This window comes from Streptomyces sp. 8N114, from assembly GCF_052245835.1.
Taxonomy (GTDB): domain Bacteria; phylum Actinomycetota; class Actinomycetes; order Streptomycetales; family Streptomycetaceae; genus Streptomyces.
The window spans coordinates 44,577-67,268 of the sequence record NZ_JBQQBT010000031.1 but is presented as its reverse complement, the minus strand read 5'-3'; the positions used below and the strand labels follow the sequence as shown (position 1 = coordinate 67,268).

General features: G+C 67.7%; 18 protein-coding genes. 6 read left to right on the top strand and 12 right to left on the bottom strand.

Annotation, left to right across the window (positions count from 1 at the left end; all coding sequences use genetic code 11):
* Window positions 1–37: 37 nt before the first annotated feature.
* Genes ACTWQF_RS33670 through iolC form a run of 5 tightly spaced genes read right to left on the bottom strand, consistent with a single transcriptional unit; the run spans window position 38 to window position 6,187 of the window.
* Window positions 38–1,537 (bottom strand): CoA-acylating methylmalonate-semialdehyde dehydrogenase, encoded by a 1,500-nt coding sequence (locus tag ACTWQF_RS33670; RefSeq protein WP_443283551.1) that lies wholly within the window; start codon window positions 1,535–1,537, stop codon window positions 38–40.
* A 13-nt stretch (window positions 1,538–1,550) separates the two neighbouring features.
* Complete coding sequence (gene iolD, locus ACTWQF_RS33665) at window positions 1,551–3,434, bottom strand: 3D-(3,5/4)-trihydroxycyclohexane-1,2-dione acylhydrolase (decyclizing) (RefSeq protein ID WP_443283550.1); 1,884 nt, start codon at window positions 3,432–3,434, stop codon at window positions 1,551–1,553.
* Window positions 3,431–4,318, bottom strand: coding sequence for a 5-deoxy-glucuronate isomerase (gene iolB / locus ACTWQF_RS33660; RefSeq protein WP_443283549.1), 888 nt, complete (start codon window positions 4,316–4,318; stop codon window positions 3,431–3,433). Before iolB ends, iolD begins: the two co-directional genes overlap by 4 nt.
* Window positions 4,315–5,193, bottom strand: a complete 879-nt coding sequence (locus ACTWQF_RS33655; protein ID WP_443283555.1) for a Cgl0159 family (beta/alpha)8-fold protein — start codon at window positions 5,191–5,193, stop codon at window positions 4,315–4,317. The genes iolB and ACTWQF_RS33655 overlap by 4 nt, the downstream gene beginning before the upstream one ends.
* Complete coding sequence (gene iolC, locus ACTWQF_RS33650) at window positions 5,186–6,187, bottom strand: 5-dehydro-2-deoxygluconokinase (RefSeq protein WP_443283548.1); 1,002 nt, start codon at window positions 6,185–6,187, stop codon at window positions 5,186–5,188. The genes ACTWQF_RS33655 and iolC overlap by 8 nt, the downstream gene beginning before the upstream one ends.
* A gap of 560 nt (window positions 6,188–6,747) precedes the next feature.
* Here iolC and ACTWQF_RS33645 point away from each other — a divergent pair.
* Complete coding sequence (locus ACTWQF_RS33645) at window positions 6,748–7,743, top strand: LacI family DNA-binding transcriptional regulator (RefSeq protein ID WP_443283554.1); 996 nt, start codon at window positions 6,748–6,750, stop codon at window positions 7,741–7,743.
* A gap of 135 nt (window positions 7,744–7,878) precedes the next feature.
* Here ACTWQF_RS33645 and ACTWQF_RS33640 read toward each other — a convergent pair whose 3' ends face one another.
* From ACTWQF_RS33640 to ACTWQF_RS33625, 4 genes are all read right to left on the bottom strand, one after another.
* The gene (locus tag ACTWQF_RS33640) at window positions 7,879–9,660 is read right to left on the bottom strand and encodes a carbamoyltransferase family protein (RefSeq protein ID WP_443283547.1); all 1,782 of its coding nucleotides are present in this window, start codon (window positions 9,658–9,660) and stop codon (window positions 7,879–7,881) included.
* A gap of 282 nt (window positions 9,661–9,942) precedes the next feature.
* Complete coding sequence (locus tag ACTWQF_RS33635) at window positions 9,943–10,200, bottom strand: hypothetical protein (RefSeq protein WP_443283546.1); 258 nt, start codon at window positions 10,198–10,200, stop codon at window positions 9,943–9,945.
* Between the two features lie 9 nt (window positions 10,201–10,209).
* Window positions 10,210–10,563: an ArsR/SmtB family transcription factor gene (locus ACTWQF_RS33630; RefSeq protein ID WP_443283545.1), complete on the bottom strand. Its 354-nt coding sequence runs from the start codon at window positions 10,561–10,563 to the stop codon at window positions 10,210–10,212.
* Complete coding sequence (locus tag ACTWQF_RS33625; protein ID WP_443283544.1) at window positions 10,560–11,015, bottom strand: SRPBCC domain-containing protein; 456 nt, start codon at window positions 11,013–11,015, stop codon at window positions 10,560–10,562. The genes ACTWQF_RS33630 and ACTWQF_RS33625 overlap by 4 nt, the downstream gene beginning before the upstream one ends.
* A 157-nt stretch (window positions 11,016–11,172) precedes the next feature.
* On the opposite strand from ACTWQF_RS33625, the gene ACTWQF_RS33620 reads away from it, so the two are divergent.
* The 5 genes from ACTWQF_RS33620 to ACTWQF_RS33600 all read left to right on the top strand — a co-directional run bounded on the left by ACTWQF_RS33620 (window position 11,173) and on the right by ACTWQF_RS33600 (window position 19,658).
* Window positions 11,173–11,598, top strand: a complete 426-nt coding sequence (locus ACTWQF_RS33620; RefSeq protein ID WP_443283543.1) for a VOC family protein — start codon at window positions 11,173–11,175, stop codon at window positions 11,596–11,598.
* A 680-nt stretch (window positions 11,599–12,278) separates the two neighbouring features.
* Window positions 12,279–13,439, top strand: coding sequence for an ATP-grasp domain-containing protein (locus tag ACTWQF_RS33615; RefSeq protein ID WP_443283542.1), 1,161 nt, complete (start codon window positions 12,279–12,281; stop codon window positions 13,437–13,439).
* Between the two features lie 484 nt (window positions 13,440–13,923).
* The gene (locus ACTWQF_RS33610) at window positions 13,924–16,668 is read left to right on the top strand and encodes an alpha/beta fold hydrolase (protein WP_443283541.1); all 2,745 of its coding nucleotides are present in this window, start codon (window positions 13,924–13,926) and stop codon (window positions 16,666–16,668) included.
* 43 nt (window positions 16,669–16,711) lie between these two features.
* Window positions 16,712–17,668, top strand: a complete 957-nt coding sequence (locus ACTWQF_RS33605) for an NAD-dependent epimerase/dehydratase family protein (RefSeq protein ID WP_443283540.1) — start codon at window positions 16,712–16,714, stop codon at window positions 17,666–17,668.
* A gap of 22 nt (window positions 17,669–17,690) precedes the next feature.
* Entirely contained in the window at window positions 17,691–19,658 is a 1,968-nt protein-coding gene (locus ACTWQF_RS33600; RefSeq protein WP_443283539.1) for an aminotransferase class I/II-fold pyridoxal phosphate-dependent enzyme, read from the top strand.
* A gap of 51 nt (window positions 19,659–19,709) precedes the next feature.
* Here ACTWQF_RS33600 and ACTWQF_RS33595 read toward each other — a convergent pair whose 3' ends face one another.
* The 3 genes from ACTWQF_RS33595 to ACTWQF_RS33585 form a co-directional block, all read right to left on the bottom strand.
* Complete coding sequence (locus tag ACTWQF_RS33595) at window positions 19,710–20,216, bottom strand: hypothetical protein (RefSeq protein ID WP_443283553.1); 507 nt, start codon at window positions 20,214–20,216, stop codon at window positions 19,710–19,712.
* A 141-nt stretch (window positions 20,217–20,357) separates the two neighbouring features.
* Window positions 20,358–21,347, bottom strand: coding sequence for an AraC family transcriptional regulator (locus ACTWQF_RS33590; RefSeq protein WP_443283538.1), 990 nt, complete (start codon window positions 21,345–21,347; stop codon window positions 20,358–20,360).
* 266 nt (window positions 21,348–21,613) lie between these two features.
* Window positions 21,614–22,423 (bottom strand): alpha/beta fold hydrolase, encoded by an 810-nt coding sequence (locus ACTWQF_RS33585; RefSeq protein WP_443283537.1) that lies wholly within the window; start codon window positions 22,421–22,423, stop codon window positions 21,614–21,616.
* Between the last annotated feature and the right edge of the window lie 269 nt (window positions 22,424–22,692).

The following is a 22,692-nucleotide window of genomic DNA, read 5'->3' as shown; positions in this document are numbered from 1 at the left end:
GACGGGGGGTGGGGACGGGGGTGTCCCAGGGCCGTGGTCAGCTGGAGGTGGGGAAGGCGAACCCTGCGGCGGCGTGCTGCGCGGCGGGCCGGGGCCAGCGGGTGGTGACGACCTTGGGGCGGGTGTAGAAGCGGATGCCCTCGGGGCCGTGGATGGGGGAGTCGCCGATGAGGGAGTCCTTCCAGCCGCCGAAGGAGTAGTAGGACATCGGCACGGGCACCGGCACGTTGACGCCGATCATGCCGACCTTGACCTTGCGCTGGAAGCGGCGGGCGGCTTCGCCGGAGGCGGTGAACAGGGCGGTGCCGTTGCCGTAGGGGTTGGCGTTGATCAGCGCGATCGCCTCGTCGAGGGTGTCGACGCGGATGATCGCGAGGACGGGGCCGAAGAGTTCTTCCCTGTAGGCGTCCATGTGGGGTGTGACGTTGTCGAGGAGGGAGGGGCCGGTGAAGAAGCCGTCCTCGTGGCCGTCGATCTTGAGTCCGCGGCCGTCGACGACGAGGGTGGCGCCTTGGGCGGCTGCGATGCCGACGGCGTTCTCGACGCGTTCTTGTGCGGCTTTGGTGACCAGCGGGCCCATATCGGTGCCGGGGGTGTCGCCGGGGCCGACCTTCACTTCGCGGGCCTTGCGCTCCAGGACCTCGACCAGGCCGTCGGCTGCGGTGCCGACCGCGACGGCGACGGAGACGGCCATGCAGCGCTCACCAGCGGATCCGTAGGCACCGGCGGTGATGTGGCCGGCGGCGAACTCCAGGTCGGCGTCGGGCAGGACGACGGCGTGGTTCTTGGCGCCGCCGAGGGCCTGGACGCGCTTGCCGTGTGCGGTGGCGGTCTCGTGGACGTACTTGGCGATCGGGGTGGAGCCGACGAAGGAGACGGCTTCGATGCCGGGGTGGGCGAGGATCGCGTCGACGGCTTGCTTGCCGCCATGGACGACGTTGAAGACGCCGTCGGGCAGCCCGGCCTTCTTGTACAGCTCGGCGACGAAGTTGGCGGCGGACGGGTCGCGTTCACTCGGCTTGAGGAGGAAGGTGTTGCCGGTGGCGATGGCGATGGGGTGCATCCACAGCGGCACCATCGCCGGGAAGTTGAAGGGCGTGATGCCCGCGACGACGCCGAGGGGCTGGCGGAAGTTGTGGACGTCGATGCCGCGGGAGACCTGGTCGGAGAAGCTGCCCTTGAGGATGTCGCCGAGCCCGCAGGCGAACTCGACCACTTCCCGGCCGCGCGCGATATCGCCGCGTGCGTCCTCGATGGTCTTGCCGTGCTCGGCGGAGATGATCCGGCCCAGCTCCTCCTCGTGGTCCAGCAGGAGCTGGCGGAAGGCGAACATCACCTGGGTGCGCTGGGTGAGCGAGGACTCCGACCAGGACTCGAAGGCGGCTGAGGCGGCTTGGACTGCGGCGTCCACATCGGTGGCTCCGCCGAGGGCTACGTGGGATTGCTGCCGGCCGGTTGCCGGGTTGAACACCGGTTGGGTCTCTGTGCTGGAACCCTCGGTGGGGTTGCCGTTGATCCAGTGCTGGATGGTCTTCACGGTGCGGGTTTCCTTACAAATAGTGCCGCTGGGTGGCCTTGTGCGCGGCGTACGTCTCGTAGGCGGTGCGGGTGCTGGCCAGGGCGGAGGTCTGGCTGACGGGTACGTCCCACCACCCGTGCGCGGGCGGATTGGGGCCGTACAGATCCGTTTCGATGTGGACGACGGTGGTGCGCTCGGCGGCCTTGGCCTTCTCCATCGCGGTGCGGAAGTCCTCGACACTGCGCGCGTGGAGGACATCGGCGCCCAGGGAGGCCGCGTTGGCGGCCAGGTCGACGGGGAGTACGCCGCCGTCCAGCAGCCCTGAGTCGTTGTCGCGGAAGCGGTACTTGGTGCCGAAACGCTGCGAGCCGAGCGCTTCGGAGAGCGAGCCGATGGAGGCGAAGCCGTGGTTCTGGACCAGGACGATGATGACCTTCAGTCCCTCGGAGGCCATGGTGACGATCTCCTGAGCCATCATCAGATACGAGCCGTCACCGACCAGGACGACCACCTCGCGGGTGGGGTCCGCCATCTTGGCGCCGACGCCGGCGGCCACTTCGTACCCCATGCAGGAGTACGCGTACTCCACGTGGTAAGCCTTCGGGTCCCTGGCCCGCCACAGCTGCTGCAGGTCGCCGGGCATGGAGCCGGCCGCGTTGATGACCACGTCACGGTCGCCGAGGGTGTCGTTGAGCGCGCCCAGGATCTGCGTCTGCGCGGGGAGTTCGCCCGTGTTGCGACCGGGTGCGAAGCACTCGTCCTCGATCTCGCGGGTGCGGGCGATCAACTCGCGGGTGCAGTCGCGGTATTTCTGGGGGACCTGCCAGTCGGTGAGTGCTCCGGCGAGTGCTTCGATGCCGAGCCGGGCGTCCGCGACCAGCGGTTCGGCGGAGTGCTTCACCGCATCCAGACGCGCCACGTTGAGGTTGACGAAGGTGACGTCCGGGTTGCCGAAGACGGTGTGGCTGGCCGTGGTGAAGTCCGAGTACCGCGTCCCGATACCCAGCACCACGTCCGCCTCGCGGGCCAGTTCGTTGGCGGCGTAGGAGCCGGTCGAGCCGATGCCACCCACTGCGCACGGGTGGTCCCAGGCCACCGCGCCCTTGCCCGCGTGGGTGTCGGCGACCGGGATGCCGGTGGCCTCCGCGAAGGCGCGTAGCTGGGCGTGCGCGCCGGAGTAGACCACCCCGCCACCCGCCACGATCAGCGGCCTCTTCGCACCCCGCAGCAGCCGCGCGGCCCGCTCCACCGCCGCCGTCTCCGGCACCGGGCGGCCCACATGCCACACCCGCCGCCGGAAGAAGGAGACCGGCCAGTCGAACGCTTCGGCCTGCACATCCTGCGGCAGAGCGAGAGTGACCGCACCGGTCTCGACCGGGTCGCTCAGCACCCGCATCGCCGCCAGCGCGGCCGGGATCAGCTGCTCAGGACGGGAGATGCGGTCGAAGTATTTCGAGACGGCCCGGAAAGCATCGTTGACCGTCACATCGCCGCCCCGGGTGTCCTCCAACTGCTGGAGTACGGGGTCGGGTGTGCGGGTGGCGAACATGTCGGACGGCAGCAACAGGACCGGGATCCGGTTGGTGGTGGCCAGTGCGGCGCCGGTGAGCATGTTGGTCGAGCCGGGCCCGGTCGAGGCCGTACAGGCGAAGGCCGCCAGCCGGTCACGCATCTTCGCGTAAGCCACCGCCGCATGCACCATGCCCTGCTCGTTCCGCGCCAGGTAATAGGGCAGCTCGGCTTCTTCGGTGACCGCGGCCTGGAGCAGGGCCTGGCCTACACCTGCCACATTGCCGTGCCCGAGGATGCCCCACACACCAGGGATCAGCCGCTGCTCGACCCCGTCGCGTTCGCTGTACTGATTGGCCAGGAAGCGGACCAGGGCCTGCGCGGTGGTCAGTCGTACGGTCTTCATCGGTTCTCTCCGAAGGGCAGCCGGTCGTCGACGTCCTGGGACTCCCACGTCGAACGCACCCAGCCGTGCGCCGGGTCGTCACAGATCAGCCAGGCACGGTCCTGCCCCGGACCGGCCATCACGTTGAGGTAGTAGAGGTCGTAGCCCGGCGCGGCGACCGAGGGGCCGTGCCACCCGTGCGGGATCAGCACCGCGTCGCCGGACCGCACCTCGGCCAGCACATCGATGGGCCGCTCCGGCGTCCCGTACACGCGCTGGTAGGCGAAACCGCCCTCACCCGCGACCTGGAAGTAGTAGATCTCCTCCAGCTCCGACTCCACCGGCCTGCCGTGCTCGTCCGTACGCGCCTCGTCGTGCTTGTGCGGCGGATACGACGACCAGTTACCGCCAGGCGTCAGCACCTCGCACACCAGCAACTGCTCCGCCTCGAACGTCTCCGGCAGGCAGTAGTTGTTGACCTGCCGCGAACACGCACCCGCACCCCGCAGCTCGACCGGCACCTCCTCCTTACGGCCGTACCGGGCAGGCAGCCCACCCCTCTCGGTACGGGCCGACGGCAGCGCGAAGGTGCCGCCGGAAGCCGTACTGATCAGGGACTGGGAGGCAGGCGGCAGATAGGCGAAGTCGGTGGCCTCACCGAACACACCGCCCCTGCCGTCCAGTTCGAAGACCTGCCCGTCGACAGTGACCGTGCACCCGCCGCTGAGCGGCAGGACCAGGAACTCGCTGTCACCGGTGGACAGTGACTGGGCCTGGCCCGGCCCCAGGGTCAGGATCCTGAGCCCGGAGTGTCCCCAGCCCGCCGACTCCGGCGTGACGGCCAGCTCATAGGGGCCGTCCGCGGACGTCCCGCTGGGCAGGTAGTACTTGCTCGCGTCGCTCACAGCAGGCTCACCGCCCGGTCCACGGCACCAGCGACATCGCCGTCCGCGGGATACAACAGCGAGCGGCCGACGACCAAGCCCTGGGCGGTGGGCAGCTTCAGGGCCTTGCCCCAGGAGGCGAAGGCCGCATCGGGGTCCTTGAGCTCGCCGCCCAGCAGCAGCGCGGGCAGCGTCGAGGAGGCCAGGACACGTTCCATCTCGCCCGCGTCGGGCACGACCGGCAGCTTCAGCCAGGTGTAGGCGCTGCGGCGGCCCAGGCCCGAGGCGATGGTGATCGACTTGATGACGGCGTCAGCAGACAGGTCGTTACGGATCCTGCCGTCCTGCCAGACCGACATGAAGGGCTCGACCATCGCCATCAGATGCCGGTCGTTCAGTTCGTCGACAGCGCGGGCGGTGTTCTCCAAAGCCGCCGGGGTCGCCGGGTCGTCGAGGGCGATACGGGTGAGCATCTTGCCGCCGTCGAACCGCATCGCGGCGATGGTCTCGGCGTCGTAGCCGGTGAACCGGTCATCGATCTCGAAGACCGAACCTGCAAGCCCGGCCCGGTTCATCGACCCGAAGACACTCTTGCCGTCGAGAACCCCGAGCAGCAGCAGGTCCTCCAGAATGTCGGCGGTGGCCAGCACCCCGGTCACCCCGGGCCGCTCCAGCGCCAGGCACATCCGCTCCAGCAGCTCGAACCGGTCGGCCATGGCGAACGGGTCCGAGCCCACCGCATTGGCACCGCGCGCCGGATGGTCGGCGGCAATGATCATCGCCTTGCCGTGTTCACCGCACGGGGAGGTGGCCCTGACGCGCCGGGCAGCTGCCGCGGCGATGGCGCCGGGGTCGTTGACCCGGGCCTCCACGATGCGGCTCACGTTCTCAGACAGCACTGTTCACCTCGTCGCTCGCGTTGCTGTTCGTGCTCGTTCCGCCGTTCACCGCGCGCAGCTTGTTCTCGACTTCGGCTTCGGTGGGCATGGCGTCGGAGCAGGCCAGCCGGCCCGCGACGATGGCGCCGGCGGCGTTGGCGAAGGACACCGTGCGCGGGGTGTCCCAGCCCGACAGCAGCCCGTGACACAGCGCTCCGCCAAAGGCATCACCCGCACCGAGCCCGTTGACGACCTCCACCGGCACGGGCGGAACCTCCACAGCCCGGCCTCCGGCATCCATGGCCAGCACGCCCGCAGGGCCCCGCTTCACGACAGCCAGCTCCACCCCGGCCGCCAGCAGCGCCTTCGCCGCGGCGTACGGCTCACGCTCACCCGTGGCCACGGCGCACTCGTCCAGGTTCCCGACGGCGACCGTGGTGTGGCGAAGAGCCTGCGCGTAATACCTACGCGCCGCCGTCGCATCGGCCTGGGGCCAGAACATCGGACGCCAGTCGAGATCGAAAACGGTCGTACCCGACTTCGCCCGGTGCTCCAGCGCTGCCAGCGTGGCCGACCGGCTCGGCTCCTCGGCCAGCCCCGTCCCGGTGATCCAGAAGATCGCCGCGTTCCGGACTGCGTCCAGGTCCAGCTCCTCCGCACGGATGTCCAGGTCAGGAGCCTTCGGCAGCCGGTAGAAGTACAGCGGGAAGTCGTCCGGCGGGAAGATCTCGCAGAACGTGACCGGCGTCGGCGCGATGTCCGACGTACCCACGAACCGGTCGCTGACCCCGTAACCGGTCAGGGCCGCCCGCACGAACTCACCGAACGGATCCCGCCCCGTCTTCGTGATCACAGCTGCCCCGTGCCCGTACCGGGCAGCAGCCACCGCCACATTCGTCGGACTGCCACCCAGATACTTGCCGAACGAGGCGACCTCCGGCAGCCCGACGCCGGTCTGGAGCGGATACACATCCACTCCCACACGGCCCATGGTCAGCACTTCGAACGACATCACGCTGGATTCCCTTCACACCGGAAGACCCCGAGATCGTGGGGTGACGGCTGGACTGTCGCGCGCTACTAGCGCGCTCTAGTTCGAGTACGATGACCCCTGCGCAAATGTCATGTCAATAGGTTGTTGCCGCGAGATTCGCCGGGCGTTCAAGGCTCGGGGCAGGCGGTCGCCCGCACGACAGGCGCCCGCGATAACGTGCCGGACGGAAGCGGAGGCGCGGGGCGGAACCGGACAAGGCAGCCCCGCGACCGACGCGCCGGACGCGAACGGAGGTCATCGGACGCGAACGGAGGTCATCGGACGCGAACGGAGGTCACCGGACGCCAAGGGGTCACCGGAGATCACCGCGACCAGAAGGGCGCAAGGAAGTCACCGGTCACCGGAAGGCTGCCGGAGATCGCGGTCGCCAGGAGGCCGCCGTAGATCATCGGACGTCGGCGGATGCGACCGGGCGCGGAGGAGTACGGAAGGGGCGGAAGCGCGGGAGCGCGGAAGCCCGGGAGAAGTGCGGGAGAGTGAGACGACAGGTGGACGCGACGGGCAAGCAGCGCCCCACGATGGCGGACGTCGCAGCGAAGGCGGGCGTCTCCCGGGCGTTGGTCTCGATCGTCTTCCGCAATCAGCCGGGGGCCGGTCAGGAGACCCGTGACCGGGTGCTGCGCGTCGCCGACGAGATCGGTTACCGTCCCGACAACGCCGCCCGGCTCCTCGCCCGGGGCCGTAGCCGGGCGCTCGGCGTGATGTTCACCGTGCGCCAGACCTTCCATGCCGACCTCATCGAGGGCATCTACGCCGAGGCCGAGCGGCACGACTACGACGTCCTGCTCTCCGCGACAACCCAGGGCCGGGGCGAACTCAAGGCCGTGGAGGCGCTGCTCAGCCACCGCTGCGAAGCCATGATCCTGCTCGGCTCGGAGTCGACGCCCGCGGCTCTCGGAGCCCTCGGGCAGCGCATAGTGGCCGTCTCGGTGGGTCGCCGGATGCCCGGCTCACAGATCGACTCCGTGCACAGCGCCGAGGGCAAAGGCGTACGACAGGCCATGGACCACCTCGTCGAGATGGGGCACCGCCGGATCGTCCACATCGACGGCGGTCGTGGCCCCGGCTCGGCCGAGCGCCGCCGTGCGTACCGCGCCGCCATGCGCCGCCACGGACTCGACTCCGAGGTCCGCGTGATCCCGGGCAACCACACGGAAGAGTCGGGTATCGACGCGGGCCGCCTCCTGGTGACGGAACGCGACGGTGGGCAGCCGCTGCCGACGGCAGTCCTTGCGGCCAACGATCGTTGCGCCATGGGCCTGTTGATGGCCTTCGGCCGGGCCGGCGTCGACGTTCCGGGGGAGGTGTCCGTCATCGGCTACGACGACAGCCACCTGTCCCACCTCATGCCCGTCGGCCTGACGACGGTCCGCCAGGACGCCGTACTCATGGCCGAGCACGCTGTCCGCTTCGCGGTGCAGCGGCTGGACAACAAGGAACTGGAGCCGCAGGAAGCGGTGATCGACCCCAAGCTGGTCGTACGGGACACCAGCCGCCCGCCCCGTACGACATGAGCCCCGGTGCGTGCTCGCCGCGGCCGGGGACGATCACCGTCCGGGACGATCAGCGGCCGGGGACGATCACCGTCCGGGCACGATCGTCGTCGGCGACTTCCCTTGCCGTCGGGTCCGCGCGGCGCGGCCGGCAGCTCAGCGGCTCCTCTTGGTGACCACGAACCGGTCGATGACCAGGTGGTCGATCTCGGTGGCAAGGAAGCACTCCAGCGCGTCCTGCGGCGAGCAGACGATGGGCTCGCCGGCCACGTTGAAAGACGTGTTGAGGAGGCAGGGCACATCCGTCCGCGCCGTGAAGGCGCGCAACAGCTCGGCGAGGGCGGGGTTCTGCCGCTCGTCGACCGTCTGGATCCGCGCCGTACCGTCCACGTGACAGGCACCGGGGATCCGTTCCCGGTACTCCTTCCGCACCGGGAAGACGAACGTCATATAGGGGGACGAGGTCTTCTTGCCCATCTCGAAGATGCGCGGAGCCTCGGAGGCGAGAACGACAGGCGCGAACGGGCGGAAGGGCTCCCGGTGTTTCACCCGGAGGTTGATGACGTCCTTGATATCGGGGAAAGCCGGGTTGGCGAGGATGCTGCGGTTCCCCAGGGCGCGCGGTCCGAACTCGGCCCGGCCCTGGAACCAGCCCACGACGTTCTTTCCGGCCAGCAACTCCGCCGTCCTGTGGGCGACGGAAGCGGCGTCCGGCTCCTCCCGCCATTCGACGCGGTCCGCGTATTCGTCCAGTGCATCCCTGATGCGACTCTCGTCGTACGAGGGTCCCAGATAGGGCGTGGTGACCGCGTCAGCGGGCCGGTTCCTGAGACCGGCGGAGTACACGGCGGCGCCGATGGCGACGCCCGGGTCGCTGGCCCCGAAGCTGACCTCCATACCGGTGAACGACGACCTCTCCAACATCTTCGTGTTGGCGACGCAGTTGAGCGCCAGACCGCCCTCGAAGAGCAGAGTGTCGAGGCTGGAGGCCGCGGTCAGTGTCCGCAGCTGATGAGCGGTGACGGCCTCGACCATGTGCTGCGCCAGCCCGGCGACCTTGACCCGGAAGTCGAACTCCTCGCGCTTCTTGCTGTCACCGCCGAACAGGCTGTCGAACAGGGCGTAGTAGCTTTCGGTGTCCGGGGGGATGGAGATGGTGTACGAGCCGTCCTCGTGCAGCCGCACGGCACGTTCGAGCAGGGGGTTGTGCTGCGGCGGCGGCCCGTACGCGGCAAGGCCCATCACCTTGTACTCGTCGTTGTTGGGAACGAACCCCAGATAGCGGGTGATCCTCCCGTAGGCCACGCCGAGCGAACTGGCCATGTCGACGGTTCCCTCGTCGAAAACGCGGACCACACCGTTCCGCAGCTCGCCCATGACGGAGGACAGGGTTTCGGCCCGGCCGTCGCTCACCAGGAACGCGGCGTCCTTCCGGCCGGCCAGGTAGGCGCCGCACATGAGGTGGGCCAGGTGATGGGGCACCAGGGCCAGCTTGTTGGGATCGAGTTCGTAGCCGGTGCGCTGGACGAAGTCGCTGTACACCGCTTCGCGGCTGAGCATGTCGGTGTAGAGCTCACCGGTGCGCCGCAGTACGTCGAACTTCGCGGTGACCGGCAGGTCGGAGTTGCATATCTCTGCAATCATCTCCTCGCCCACAGCCGGCGAGAACCGCCAGGGGAAAGCGAAAACGTCCACTTGGTCGAGGTCGACACCGGCGGAGTTCAGACACCACTCGATCGCGTGCGCCGGGAAGTCGGAGGTCTTCTTGACCCGGCTCAGCCGCTCCTCCTCGACCGCTGCGACGACTTCGCCGTCGATCGCCAGCGCTGCTGCGGCGTCGTGCCCCACCAGAAGATTACGGCCGACACCGGTTGCCCCGAAAAGGCGCCCGAAGAGCTCCGCACCCCTGGTGAATCCGTTGTAACCGAGCACGATCACTGGCCCTCAGCCTCCCGAGCACGACAGCAGCGGCGAACGAACAGGCTACTCGGCACGCATACATGCGGGGTAGGCGTGATGCACGAGCAGAATGTGGTCCTCTCTCCCCGAACTACCGGCCTCCTGGGGGAAATCCACGCCGTGCCGAAGCTGAACAAGCCCCGGGTGGGCAGTACCGGGACTACGAGGAACGCGGTTGTGCGCCACGCGGAACGCGGTCGGGCCGACGGGGTAAAGCGCCGGCAGACCGACCGCGGCCCTCGGCGCCGATAGTCGCGCCGATCAGGGTGACGAGCGGCACCGGCCGATCGCCTGACCGACCGGCGTCCCCAGCCACACGCCCAGCGCGGCCGATACCGCAACATCGGAGAGCACCACGGCGATCGGCCGGCCCATGCGCTGCGGCGTGACGACCGATGTGCCCGCCACGAAGACGGCAATGACGCAGAGGCCCTGGAGCGCGCCGTACGTGTACGAACCGCGGGGAACGGGCCGTAGCTCGCGGTCCCCACCGCGACCAGGGCACACGGAAAGTCGCAACCTGGAGTGCTAGCCCGAATCCCGCTCCGCTTCCTCGGCGATGCGCTTGATGTTCGCCAATCGGCGGTCCCAGTCGGCCGCGAGCGCGGCCATCCAGCGGGCTGTCGCGTCCAGCGCCCCGGGCTGCACCGCGTACCGCACCTCGCGTCCGGCCCGGCGGCCGGAAACCAGCCCAGCGGCATCCAGGACGGCGAGGTGTTTGACGACGGCCTGCCGCGATACGGGAAGTTGTTCGGCGAGCGTCGTCGCGGTGGCCTCGCCCTCTGCGGCCATTAGGTCGAGCAGTTGACGCCGGGTCGGGTCGGCCAGTGCGACAAGAACGCTGTCGGCCGCCTCGGCGGCGCCGTGACGTTCGTGGGTCACACGGACGACGCTTCCGACTGTTCGGCGCGCGTCTTGAGCGCGTCGAAGCACTGGGGCCAGCCGGCGGCGTGGTCCTTCAGGTTCTGGCTGCGCAGTTCCTCGGACCCGGCCAGCGTCGCGAATCCGCTCTCGACGACACGGAGCCGCGTCTGATCGCCTTCCTGCGTCAACGTGAACTCCACGAGGGTGCTGTTGTTCTCGCGCAGCTCTTCGCCGGGGAACGCGCTGGTCCAGCGGTACGCCACGTAGGTGCGCGGCTCGACCTTCTCCACCCGCACGGGGAATTCGCCGTGCTCGGCATGTGTCACCACCATCGACTCGCCTTCTTCGGCCGCAGTGTCGCGCAGGCTCGCCTGGTCGCCCAACCAGAACCCGGGTCGGGTCACCAGCGACCATACTCGCGCCAGGGGTGCCGCGATCAGGGTCTCGCGTTCGATCCGGTCCTCGCTCATGAGGGACTCCTTACCGTCGCCTTTGAGTGCAACCTCAGAGTTGCACGTAGCCCCCTTTGTGCGCAACCCTTGGGTTGCACACCGGTCGGCGCCGAACGACCGTGGTCTGCGCTGTGCCTCCGCTTGTCCCGCCGCTGCGCACGGCATACTCAGGCGCATGAACGCGGATGACACGACAGGTCTGGCCGGGAGCCGCGTGGCGACCAGGCTTCCCGCGCAGGACCTGGAACGGGCGCGGCGCTTCTACTCCGAGCAGCTCGGCCTGGAGCCCGTCGAGGAGCGGCCCGGTGGGCTGCTCTACCGGTGCGGAGGCGTGGAGTTCGCACTGTTCCGCTCGACGGGAGCCTCTCCCGGCGCTTTCACCCAGATGGGGTGGGAGGTCGACGACATCGAGACGGTCGTGTCGGAGCTCAAACGGCGCGGCGTGGTGTTCGAAGAGGTCGACGTACCTGGGCTTCGAACGAGGGACGGGATCGCCGAGATCGAAGGGAACTACCCGAGCAAGGGCGGACAGGGCGAACGCGGCGCCTGGTTCCGCGACAGCGAGGGGAACATGCTGGGCATCGGCGAGCCGGTCGCCTGAAGAGGGCACCCGGCCGTGCGGGCCCTCCTTGCTGAAGCGCCCCGCTCAAGCCCTGCTGATGTGCACTTACGCGCGGCTGATGTCCCCCGTCAAGCCGCGTCTGAAGCCCGCACAGGCGACGCTGACCCTCCGTCAAGCCCGCTCACGGGCAGGCGAGTTAGGCCGTCTGTGGCTGCTGTTGGCGCTGGATGCCCCGCTCGACGCTGTGTTTGCGGCGCCCTTCCCTGCGGGGCTCGTTTCCATATGTAGCGTCATATGGGGTTGTTTCCATGTACACGCTAAATCTGGAGCGCTTGCGTCCGTGACTATTCGTACCGCTCAGTGTACGAGGAGTTATGGGCTCTGACCAGCTGGGAGAAAACCGCTGGATAGAAACGTCGTGCGCGATTCCATGCCTGCTTACTGCAATTCAGCTTGTGATCTATATCACATTCTCGGCGGTAAAGGATCATGCTCGGGCATATCCACATCGCGGTATCCCGTGTGCCAAGATGCCACCGTGTCGGCCTCGATCGGGGTAACTGATCGCGAGACATTCAACGGGGGTCCTGTCATGCGGAGACTCAATCTCTCAAGGAATCACTTGTCCGACCCGCAGGTCACCCGTATGTAATTCGGGTGACAGCACGGCGAGATGACTTCTTGAAAGTTTCGGCCAGCCGTAATTCGGGGAGACAAGAATGCCGACAATGATTGTGATCGGTTACCGGGACGACCTCGACCAGGCAGTGCGGCGTCGAGGGTTGGATCCTCACTACATCGTGCAGACGCCGGTGAGCTCGCTGAAGGGCCGGAAGTTCACGTGTGTCACCGACATGGAGAACGCCCAGGAGATATTCCGGGCAGTACTCTCCGCAGGCATCGGCGAGGTGTCGGGAGTGCTCACCGTCCATGAAATGGGCGTATTCGGAGCGGCTTATCTGCGGCAACAGCTGAGCCTCCCCGGCAACACGGACTCGAAGACGGTCCTGTATTTCCGGGACAAGTACCTTCAGAAGAGCAACCTGTCGCCCGAGGTCAAGCGGGCGCGCTGCCGGTATGTGGCGAAGGACACCTCTTTCGCCGAGCTCGCCGACGAACTGGGGGATGCCTTCGTGGTCAAGCCGGCAACCGGAGCCGGCTCCCTTCGGACAAGCATTGTCCGTTCCCCCCAAGAGTATTCAGAAGCCTTGAAGGTGCTCCCGGACCAGTCGGATGTGGAGGTCGTCGCCGAATCCTTCATCGATGCCCCGGAAATTTTCGCCGACGGCATCTGGAGCAACGGTGATCTTCAATGGTATTCCGTGTCCCGCTATCACTCCTCACCGGTCAGCGCCGCACAGGGCGGGATCCTTGCTTGCCACCTGTTGGACAAAAGACGGCATCCAGCGCTGTTCCAGCAAGCAAGGACGCTCGTCGGGCAAGTACTCGGAGGTCTAGGCGCACCTGATTGTGTCTTCCACCTGGAAGCGTTCGCGGAAGAGACAGGGCTGACCTTCGGGGAGTGCGCCATCCGCCTCCCAGGAGGGCTGTCCCCGCAGGCCAACAAATTGACCTTCGGGGTGGACCTCTTCGATGCTGAAATCAGCCTCGCCCTGGGAGAAGCGCCGCCCGCTACCCCGGGCGACAGCCCGCCGGACCGTCTGTACGGATACGTCCTTCTGCGGCGCTCCGGCAGCGGGACGCTGACCCAAAAGGACTTCGAACGCAGCTTCCTGCTGGATGACATCAAATATTCTTCATCACCTGATGCGCCGCCCGGACCGTACGGCAGCGTGGGCCATGCAATGGTGTCCGATCAGGACGAGCTGCAACTTCAGAAAAAGGTCGAGGAAGTCGTCCGGTTCAACGAGGTTGGCTGAGGTTCGGCGATGAACAGAAGGCATGAACCTGCGTGGAACCGGAACGGTTTCCGTGAGAGATCTCCGCACGCCCTGGTGCCGAGAGACGCGGCGAGGGAGCAGCAACGAAACGCGGTTTTCCCGGAGTTGGTCCACGGACAACGCCCGCCCTGAGCCTGTGAGTTGCCGTCAAGGCCCCGTGAAGTCGTCAGGCTGTGCAATCGGGTTGGCCTGCTTTCGCAGAACGGCCCCCTGCCCGCGGTACCCCCGGATCAGCCGACGGTCATGACGACCCCGCACGCCTACGCCGACTCCGGCCTCGAGAGCCCCGGCACAGCCCCGGCCGAGCCCCCTGCGGTCCGGACGCCCGGGATTCCGGAGCATGCTCGGCGCCGCCCCCGGCCTTCGGTGTCCGGCCGACCTGCTGCTTTCCTCCGACACGCCTCCGCCCAGGCGTCTGTTCGCCCATGTTTTCCGTCGCTTCCGATCGGAGGTCTTCGTTCCTGTGCTGGATCAAAGTTCTGCTTCGACGCTCCCTCAGCTGCTGGAGAACGCGGCGCATGCCGGATCCCGAGGCATCACATTCATCGGCGGCTCGTTCTTGTCGTACGCGGATCTCGCGGAGTGCGCCCGTCGGTTCTCGCAAGGACTGCGTACTAACGGAACTGCTCCCGGCGACCGGGTGCTGATCGCCGCCGATGATCCGGAGAGTTTCGTCCGCGCCTTCTGGGGGTGCGTGTTCGGCGGTGCCGTGCCGTGCCCGATCGTGCCACCGGCCGACCCTTCCCGATCGCGTGCTCAACTGGGGCAACTGCGCACGCTGTTGGGCGATCCATTGGTGGTCGTTCCCAAAGCGGCCTCCGGCGAGCTGCCCGAGGTCGGATTGCAGACCGTGACAGTGGAGGAGTTGAGCCAGGCTTCGTCCGCGGTCGACCAGTACGAGCAGTACACGGCTGGCCCCGAGGACCTCGCATTACTGATGCTCACTTCCGGGTCCACCGGTTCGAGCAAAGCGGTCAGGCTCACCCACGCCAACCTGCTGGCGGCGCAGGCCGGCAAGGCGGGGGCGCTGGAACTGGGCCCTGACGACACAACGATGAACTGGATCTCAGCCGATCACATCGCCGCCGTCGAGGCACATCTGCTGCCGATGCTGAACGGCGCCGATCAGGTCATGGCAACTCCGGCGACGGTGTTGGCGGACCCAGTGGAATTCCTCAGGCTGCTCACGGCCCATCAGGTGAGAGTGACGTTCACGCCCAACTTCCTCTTCGGGCAGATCAATCAGGCACTCGCACAGCGGCCTGTCTCACGGCAGGAGGTGGACCTGTCGCAGGTGCGCTACATCATCTCCGGCGGTGAGGCCACCGTGACCGCCACCGTGCGGGCATTTCTGGACGCTCTTTCTCCCTGCGGGCTGCGCACCGACGTGGTCGTGCCCGCTTTCGGGATGACCGAGACGTGCGCCGGCAGCGTGTTCAACCGCGATTTCGCCGCCCGTGATCTGGACACGGAATTCCCTCCGCTGGGCCGCCCGGTGCGGGGTCTGCACATACGTGTCGCTGACGGCAACGGCAAGGTGCTCTCTTCCACCGACCGCCCCACGACGGCCGAGCCGGGCGAGGTGCAGTTGTGCGGCACGATGGTCACCGAGGGGTACTACGGCAATGACGATGCCACCGCCCAGGCGTTCACCCCGGACGGCTGGTTCCGCACCGGCGACCTGGGACACCTCGATGCCGAGGGGCGGTTGACGCTGGTCGGCCGGACCAAGGACTCCATCATCGTCAACGGCGTCAACTACTACAGCCACGACCTGGAAGCAGCCCTCAACGGGCTGGAGGAGGTGCAGCGAGGACAGGTCGCGGCCTTCCCGGTCAGGCCCGAGGGGGCCGATTCCGAACAGCTCGCCATCGCGTTCGCTCCGGCAGGAGATCCCGCCGACGACGCGGCCCTCTACCGGGCAATCGTGGCCATCCGCAGCTCCACGGTGATGCACTGGGGGTTCCGCCCCCAGCTGATCCTCCCGGTCGCCCCGGCCGAGCTGCCTCGTGGCAACCTCGGCAAGATCCAGCGGTCCCGGCTGCGCGCAGCCGTCGAGGCCGGGAGCCTGGACGATGCGGCCCGCCGCGCGGAGGAGGTGAGCACCAGGTTCCTCGGCGCCTATGTGGCGCCGGATGGAGACGCCGAGACTGCGCTAGCCGACATTTACGCCCGCGTACTGAACAGCGGGACGGTGTCGGCGACCGCCAGCTTCTTCGATCTGGGCGGAACCTCGCTGGATGTACTGCGGCTCAAGTCGGAGATCCAGGCCGAGTTCGGCATCGACGACGTGCCGATGTCCACACTCCTGCAAGCCCCGACCGTGCGAGCACTGGCCGGACGCCTGGCCGCTGGGCGGAGCGCAGGCGGCGACTGCGCGTACGACCCGCTGGTACCGCTGCAGGTCACCGGGGACGGAACGCCGTTGTTCTGCGTTCATCCCGGCCTGGGTGAAGTACTGGTATTCGTCAATCTCGCCAAGTACTTCACCGGCGAGCGGCCCTTCTACGCCTTGCGGGCACGAGGGTTCGGGGAGGGCGAGACTCATTTCGGCTCGTTCGCCGAAATGGTCACCACCTATGTGACGGCGATCCGGCGGGCGCAGCCGAGCGGGCCGTACGCAGTCGCGGGATACTCCTACGGCGGAGCAGTCGCGTTCGAGATCGCCAAACGGTTGGAGGCCGACGGCGACAAGGTCGATTTCGTGGGGGTCTTCAACCTGCCGCCGCGCATTGCCGACCGTATGAACGAGATCACCTTCACCGACGGCGCGATCAACCTGGCGCTGTTCCTCGAACTGATCAACGCCGCCGACATCGAAGAACTGACCGCCACGCTGCGCGACCTGCCCGAGGCCGACCAGCTATCCTATCTCGTCGATCACGCGCCGAAGCGACGCCTGACCGAACTGGACCTCACCACCGAGCGGTTCGCCAATTGGGTGCAGCTGGCCCAGAACATGGTGCACCTGGGCCGCACGTACGAACCATCAGGGTCGGTCGGCCAGGTACGCGTCTTCTACTGCACTCCGCTGCGCGGCACCAAACAGGAATGGCTGGACAACCAGCTGCGGGACTGGGACGGCTTCACTCGGGACCGAAACGCATACATCGAAGTCGACGGCGAGCACTACACCCTGATGAGCCCCCAGCACGTGCAGACGTTCCAGGCGACATTGCGGCAGGAACTGGCCCGCGCGCTCGGCTGAGAACGGCAGAGGCAACCGCTGAGACGACCAGGAGCCGCTGAACATGCAAGGCAAGAAGATTCTCGTCACCGGTGGAACCGGGCAGGTCGCGAGACCCGTCGCCGAATCGCTCGCCACGGACAACGAGGTGTGGTGCCTGGGCCGGTTCGGTGACCTGACAGCGCGCAAGGCGCTGGAAGAACTCGGTGCCCGCACCGTCACCTGGGACATGGCCACCGATGAACTGGAGGGCCTCCCACGCGATTTCACCCACGTGCTGCACTCGGCGGTGCACCGGGGAGACGGCAAGGACTTCGAGGAAGCCGCACGCGTCAACGCCGTCGGCACCGCGCGGCTGATGACGCACTGCTCCGCGGCCGAGGCGTTCTTGTACGTCTCGTCCGGGGTGGTCTACAACCGCGCCGATCATACGCACCGGTACCGGGAGGACGACCCGCTGGGCGGGGCGGCACCGTGGCTGCCGACGTACCCCGTCGCCAAGCTCTCAGCCGAAGGTGTGGTGCGGGGCCTGGCCGAAGCCCTGTCGTTGCCGGCGCTGATAGCCCGGCTCAACATCGCCTACGGCCCGTACGGCCATGGCGGCGTGCCGATGATCTTGTTCGACCAGATGCGAAGGGGCCAGCCGTGCGCGGTGCCTCGCGAAGGGCAGAACTACTGCAACCTGCTCCACACCGACGATGTCGTCCGCCAGGTACCACTGTTGTGGGCGGCAGCGCAGGCACCCGCGCGGGTGGTGAACTGGGGCGGTGACGAAGAGGTCGGCATGACCGATCTGCTGGAACACATGTCCGCGCTCACCGGAGTACCCATCCAGCTGGACCGCGGCGATTACAGCCGGGAAACAGCGATCTTCGACCACGACACCCGCCGCAGCCTCATCGGCGACTGCTCCGTCGACTGGAAGGCCGGGATAGCCCGCACCCTGGCCGATCTGTTCGAGGAATACCGCGACCGCATCGAAGCGTACGTCGCTGCGCACGGAGCCGGAACAACCAAGTGATACAGAGGAGTGGAGAACGAGCATGCGCAGATCCGCAGATGTCGACGCGCTTCAGCACGTGCTGTGTGCTGCCCTCGGGTCCCGCGTTCCTGTGTGCTCCATAGCCGAACTGGGCCAGGGCGCAGAGGCGTTCGGCGCCCTGGACCCGGCAGCACTCGAAAGCCCCACGCTGCTCGGCGGCGGGGCCCCGTACCTCCCCACCACCCCGGCACCCAGCCCTCAGGCCCTGGATGCGCTGGTCCGCAGCGCGGAGGCGCTGGACGTGCCCCAGATCCTCGTGCCGAACGTACGCCGCAGTGACGACACCCGCGCGCTGCGGGCCGCCGGCTTCGTACCCGTCGCCGCCGACACCGAGTGCGTCCTCCGGCTGACCGGGGAGGTGGACGAACTCCTGCGGACCCGCGTCGGTGCCGACCAGCTCCGCGACCTCCGCCGCCGCCACCACGCGGTTTCCCGCGAAGCCTCATGGGAGCGGATCCAGCTGAGCGAGCTCGACGAGAGCCCCTGGGCACGAGACGCCTTCGTGGAACTCCACCAACGCCATGTGGAGCGGCACGGCGGCCACCACAACCCGTACAACGCCGAAGCGCTCGACGCACTGGCGCACGGCGTGCTGGCGGATCGCACCGAAATGCTCGTGAGCCGCAGGCAGAACTCCGTTGTCCAGGCCGGACTCATCACGAAGTCCCACAGCGGCCGGGGGCTCTACTACCTCACACAGGCCATCGATCACGACGATCCCGTCGCGCGGCGCAACCTCTACGTGGCGTCCTTGTACCAGCTGTATCTCCACGCCCGGCGTTCCGGCCTGGACTGGGTCCATCTGGGCCGGGGAGCTGCCGACCGCAAGCGCCGCCTCGGAGCCGATCTGTTCGTCCCGCTCGACCACTGGCTACGCGCCCCCGGCCTTGCACCCTCGGGGGACGAGGAAGAAGAGCAGGCGCTGTCGGATTTCGCGGCTCCCCCCGTCACGACGGTGCCGATCCCGGGGCCGGCCCGCTTCCGCCATCGGCCACGGTTCGACCTGATCGATCTGTCGAGCAACACCAATCCGTTCCTGGGCGCCGAAAGCCGCTATCCCGAGCTCGACACGGCAGAGCTCGCCAGGACGTATCTGGCCACGCTCTCGAAGTTGCCCGGTAGCGAGGGCGTCGGCGCGCTGAGTGCGGATCACCTGTTGTTCACCAGCGGGGCGGTGGATGGAGTGATGCTGCTCCTGGCGGCGTTGACCTCGCCCTGTGAAAGCGTCTGCGTCACGCCGCCCACCTTCGAGCTCTACGCCCACTTCGCCCGTGTCCTGCGCCTGCCCGTCGTCGAGGTACCGCTGAGCGGCGACGACCTGACCGGGCTCGACACTGAGCGGATCCTGGCCGCCGATCCGAGGGTGACCCTTCTGTGCGATCCGAACAACCCCCTCGGGACCAGGCTCGATCCGACGCAGGTGAAGGACCTGGTGGCCCGCAGCCGCGGGCTGGTGGTGATCGACGAAGCCTACGTCGAGTTCAGCGAGAACCCCTCGTACGCCGAGCTGATCGCACAGCACGACAACCTCATCGTGCTCAGGACCCTTTCGAAGGCATGGGGCCTGGCAAGCGCGCGCTGCGGTATCGCCCTGGCACAGCCCGGCCTCATCGACGCACTGCGGCGGGTGCAAGTGCCTTTCGGGTTCACCAACGCGTCCCAGCATGCCGTACGCGATCGGCTGACGAACTCCCGGCGAGTGCGCGCCGGCATCCGGCGCATCCGTACCGAGCGCGACCGCATGGCCGCGGCGCTGGCCGATCACCCGGCAGTTGACCGGGTGTTCCCCTCGGAGGCCAACTTCCTGCTGGTCCGGCTTCACAAGCACGAGCGCGTCATGGACCAGCTCCGCGGTGCGGGGATTCTCGTCGCCGACACCGGGCATCTCGTCCCCGCCACCTGCCGCATCTCCATCGGCGACCGCCGCGCGAACAACACCCTGCTCGACGTACTCTCCACTGCCCTGTAAAGCCACCGGGGAGGCACCGAGCTCTGTTCGGTGCCTCCCCGCCCGCCGTCCTCAGAGATTCGGTCCGAGATTCTGTCCGAGTTCGATGGGCGCGTTTTCCCCGTCCTTCATCTCGATGATCAAGAACGACAGCACATCATCACCGATATTCTTCACGTCATAGAGGTGGTATCGGCCCTCGCTGAAACGAAAATGGTGGCTCTGCCCGCGGGTGTAAGAGATCTCTCGAGTGGTGCCGTCGCTCGTGTGCTGGCGGGCACGTCCGCTCGTGAGGGATATCCAGAAGTAGTCAAGTACATTCCGGTGAACGGGGATGCGCTCCCCCGGTTGAAGAGTGGTCTCCCACACGCGCAGTGCGTCGGTCTCCTTCAATAGCGACTGGCCGATGCGACCGTTGTGGGCGTTGCTGTCGAACTCCTTCCGCAGTTCGGGGCTCCACCGGGCAAATCCCTCGGCGACGATTGTGCCGGGCGGGAGATCAGAGTACGAATCACTACCCACAACCGGATCCCTTCGGTCTTGGTGTGCTTCGGAGGCGTCCCACAGCAGCGGCCCCATCGACACGGGGGAATCGATGGGGCCTTCGTTCAGTGTGACACTGGAACCTATAGCGCAGGTTGAGCAACAGCAAGAGTTACGCAAATAGTTGACCGTCATCGAGCCGGGCAGCACCGGCGCCGCCTGCCACCCTCGTGCAGGTCACGTGCGCAGGGTGACGGAAGGGGCGTGCCCGTAGCGGCGGCGGTACCAGTTCGCGAACCGGCCCAGGTTGGAAAAGCCCCAGCGGAAGGCGATTTCTGCCACGGTGACCGGCCCGTCGGCATCGGCCGCGACCAGATCGCGGTGGGCCCGGTCCAGCCGGACCTCGCGGAGATACGCCAACGGCGTGCGGCCGACGTACCGTTGGAACGCCTCCTGAAGAGCCCGCGGGCTGAGCTTGGCAGCCACAGCGAGGTCGGAGAGGGTGAGCGGTTGGTCGCTGCGCTCCTCGATGAGCTGGATTGCCCTGCGGACGGCCGGATGTGCCACGTTCCCGGTGCGCCGCACCGGCTCCGAGGCCGGCAGCAGACGATGGGTCGCCATCAAAGCCGCGGCTGCCGCCTGGGTGAGCTGTGCCGCGACCAGCGGATTGGTGTGGGCGACTCCTCCGGCCATCACTTCGCGGTGTACTGCCGCGGAGATCCCAGACCAGCTCTCCGCCGCCGCCGGGGACAGCGGACCGCCCAAGGCGAACCGTGCCCGTACCGGCCCCTCTCGGCCTAACGCCTCGCCCGCCGCCCGGTCCACCACCTCCCGGGACAGCCGGATCGTCGTCATGCGGGCACCGGCTCCCCAGAAGACCTTGAACCTCCGGTGCGGATCGAGCACATAGGTGTCCCCTGTGTCGACGAACTGTTCCTCACGCCCCGGCGACTCCACCCGGACCCTGCCCCTGTGGACCTGGCACACCAGCAGATACGTGGACAGCGGTTCGGGCGCCACCAGCGTCTCCGTGCCGTAGCTCAGCGCGGACAGGGTGACTCCGGGGAAGCCGCCCTCCGCGTACCACGCGGAGAAGTCCCCCGGTCGGTTCAGGACGCGCAGCTCGTACGGGCTGTAGGCGGTACTGATCAACTCGCGCGTCTCGTCCAGATCGTCGCTGCGGACCAGCGTCCGCATCCGGCTGTCGTCGGCAGCGGACGCGTTCATCAGAGCTTCCTCACTCACCGTCGCGTTATTCGGCCAGGGACCGCGTTCCGCGGCTAGCCTGCTCATTCCGCAGTGAGTAACGTTCTGAATCCCAGGAGTCAAATGCCATACGACACCGCGGAGTTCACACGGGTCAGTATCGGCCACCTCCTGGAGACGTACCGCGCCTGGGGGTCGGGGGACCCCAGCGCTGTACGGCAGGGCCCCGAGCCGGAGTTTCCGGTTCGGGGCCCTGCTGGTGTGTTGTGCGTATCGCGTCCAGGCGGTCAGTCCGGCTCGGCGGGGGAGACCGCCCCTGGTGCCGCGACGCGTCCGAGGACGGACCGCAGCAGCGCGTTGAACTCCGCGGGCTGCTCCACGTGCGGCATGTGGCCCGACTCCTCCATGACGTGCGCCTCACCGTGCGGAGCGAGCTCCGCCAGAGTCTCGGACACCTCGACGGGTATCTCCGCGTCGAGCTTGCCGTGGATGAACACCGCAGGCATGGCAAGCCTTCCGACGGTGTCCCGCGGATTGTGGCGCACCGCATCGGTGAGGATCTCATCGATGGACTCCGAGGAGTCCAGGATCTGCTGCGTCGTCCACTCCAGCAGCGACGGGTCGGCCAGCGGGCCGTACCAGTCCACGACCCACTGCCTGACCGTCTCCGCCCGGTCGGTTCGCAGTGCCTGCCGCAGCTCGACGAGCCGTTCCGCCTTCTGCTCCGCCGGCCAGTAGCCGGGGCCGTCCACTGCGACCACCGCACGTACGGACGAGGGCGCCCGGCCGGCCGCTTCGAGCACGATCGCGGCCCCGGCCGAGCACCCGACGAGCACCGGGTCCTCCAGTTCGAGCGCGGCTGCCAGCGCCAGGACGTCCTCAGCGTGGTCCGCGATCGTGTTGCTGCCCGTCGGCCGCCCGGAGCGGCCGCACCCGCGCCAGTCAGGGACGACGACCCTGTGGTCACGGGCGAACTCCTCCCGCTGCGCACTCCATACCTGACCGCACGTACCCCAGCCGTGCAGCAGGATCAGTGGCTGTCCGGCGCCGTGCTCCTCGTAGAACAACTCGATCCGGTTGACAGTCGCGTAGGGCACTGATCCTCCTTGCGGTCGCGGGGCTGTGCCGTGCGGTACGGGCACGGAGTGGGGGACAGGTACAAGCAGGGCCCCGAGCCGAAGTGTCGACTCGGGGCCTCGCCGCACGGCGCTGGAATCCCCCGAGCCCCAGCCACGTGACAGCCCCAGGGCATGGCCGCGACCGCCCTGTGCGGATTCCCACCCCTGGGGAACTCCACTGCTTTGCACGGCACTTGACGCCTGGTGTCCCAGGACGCTACCGACGGGGGGAAGGGCAGGCTAGCCGG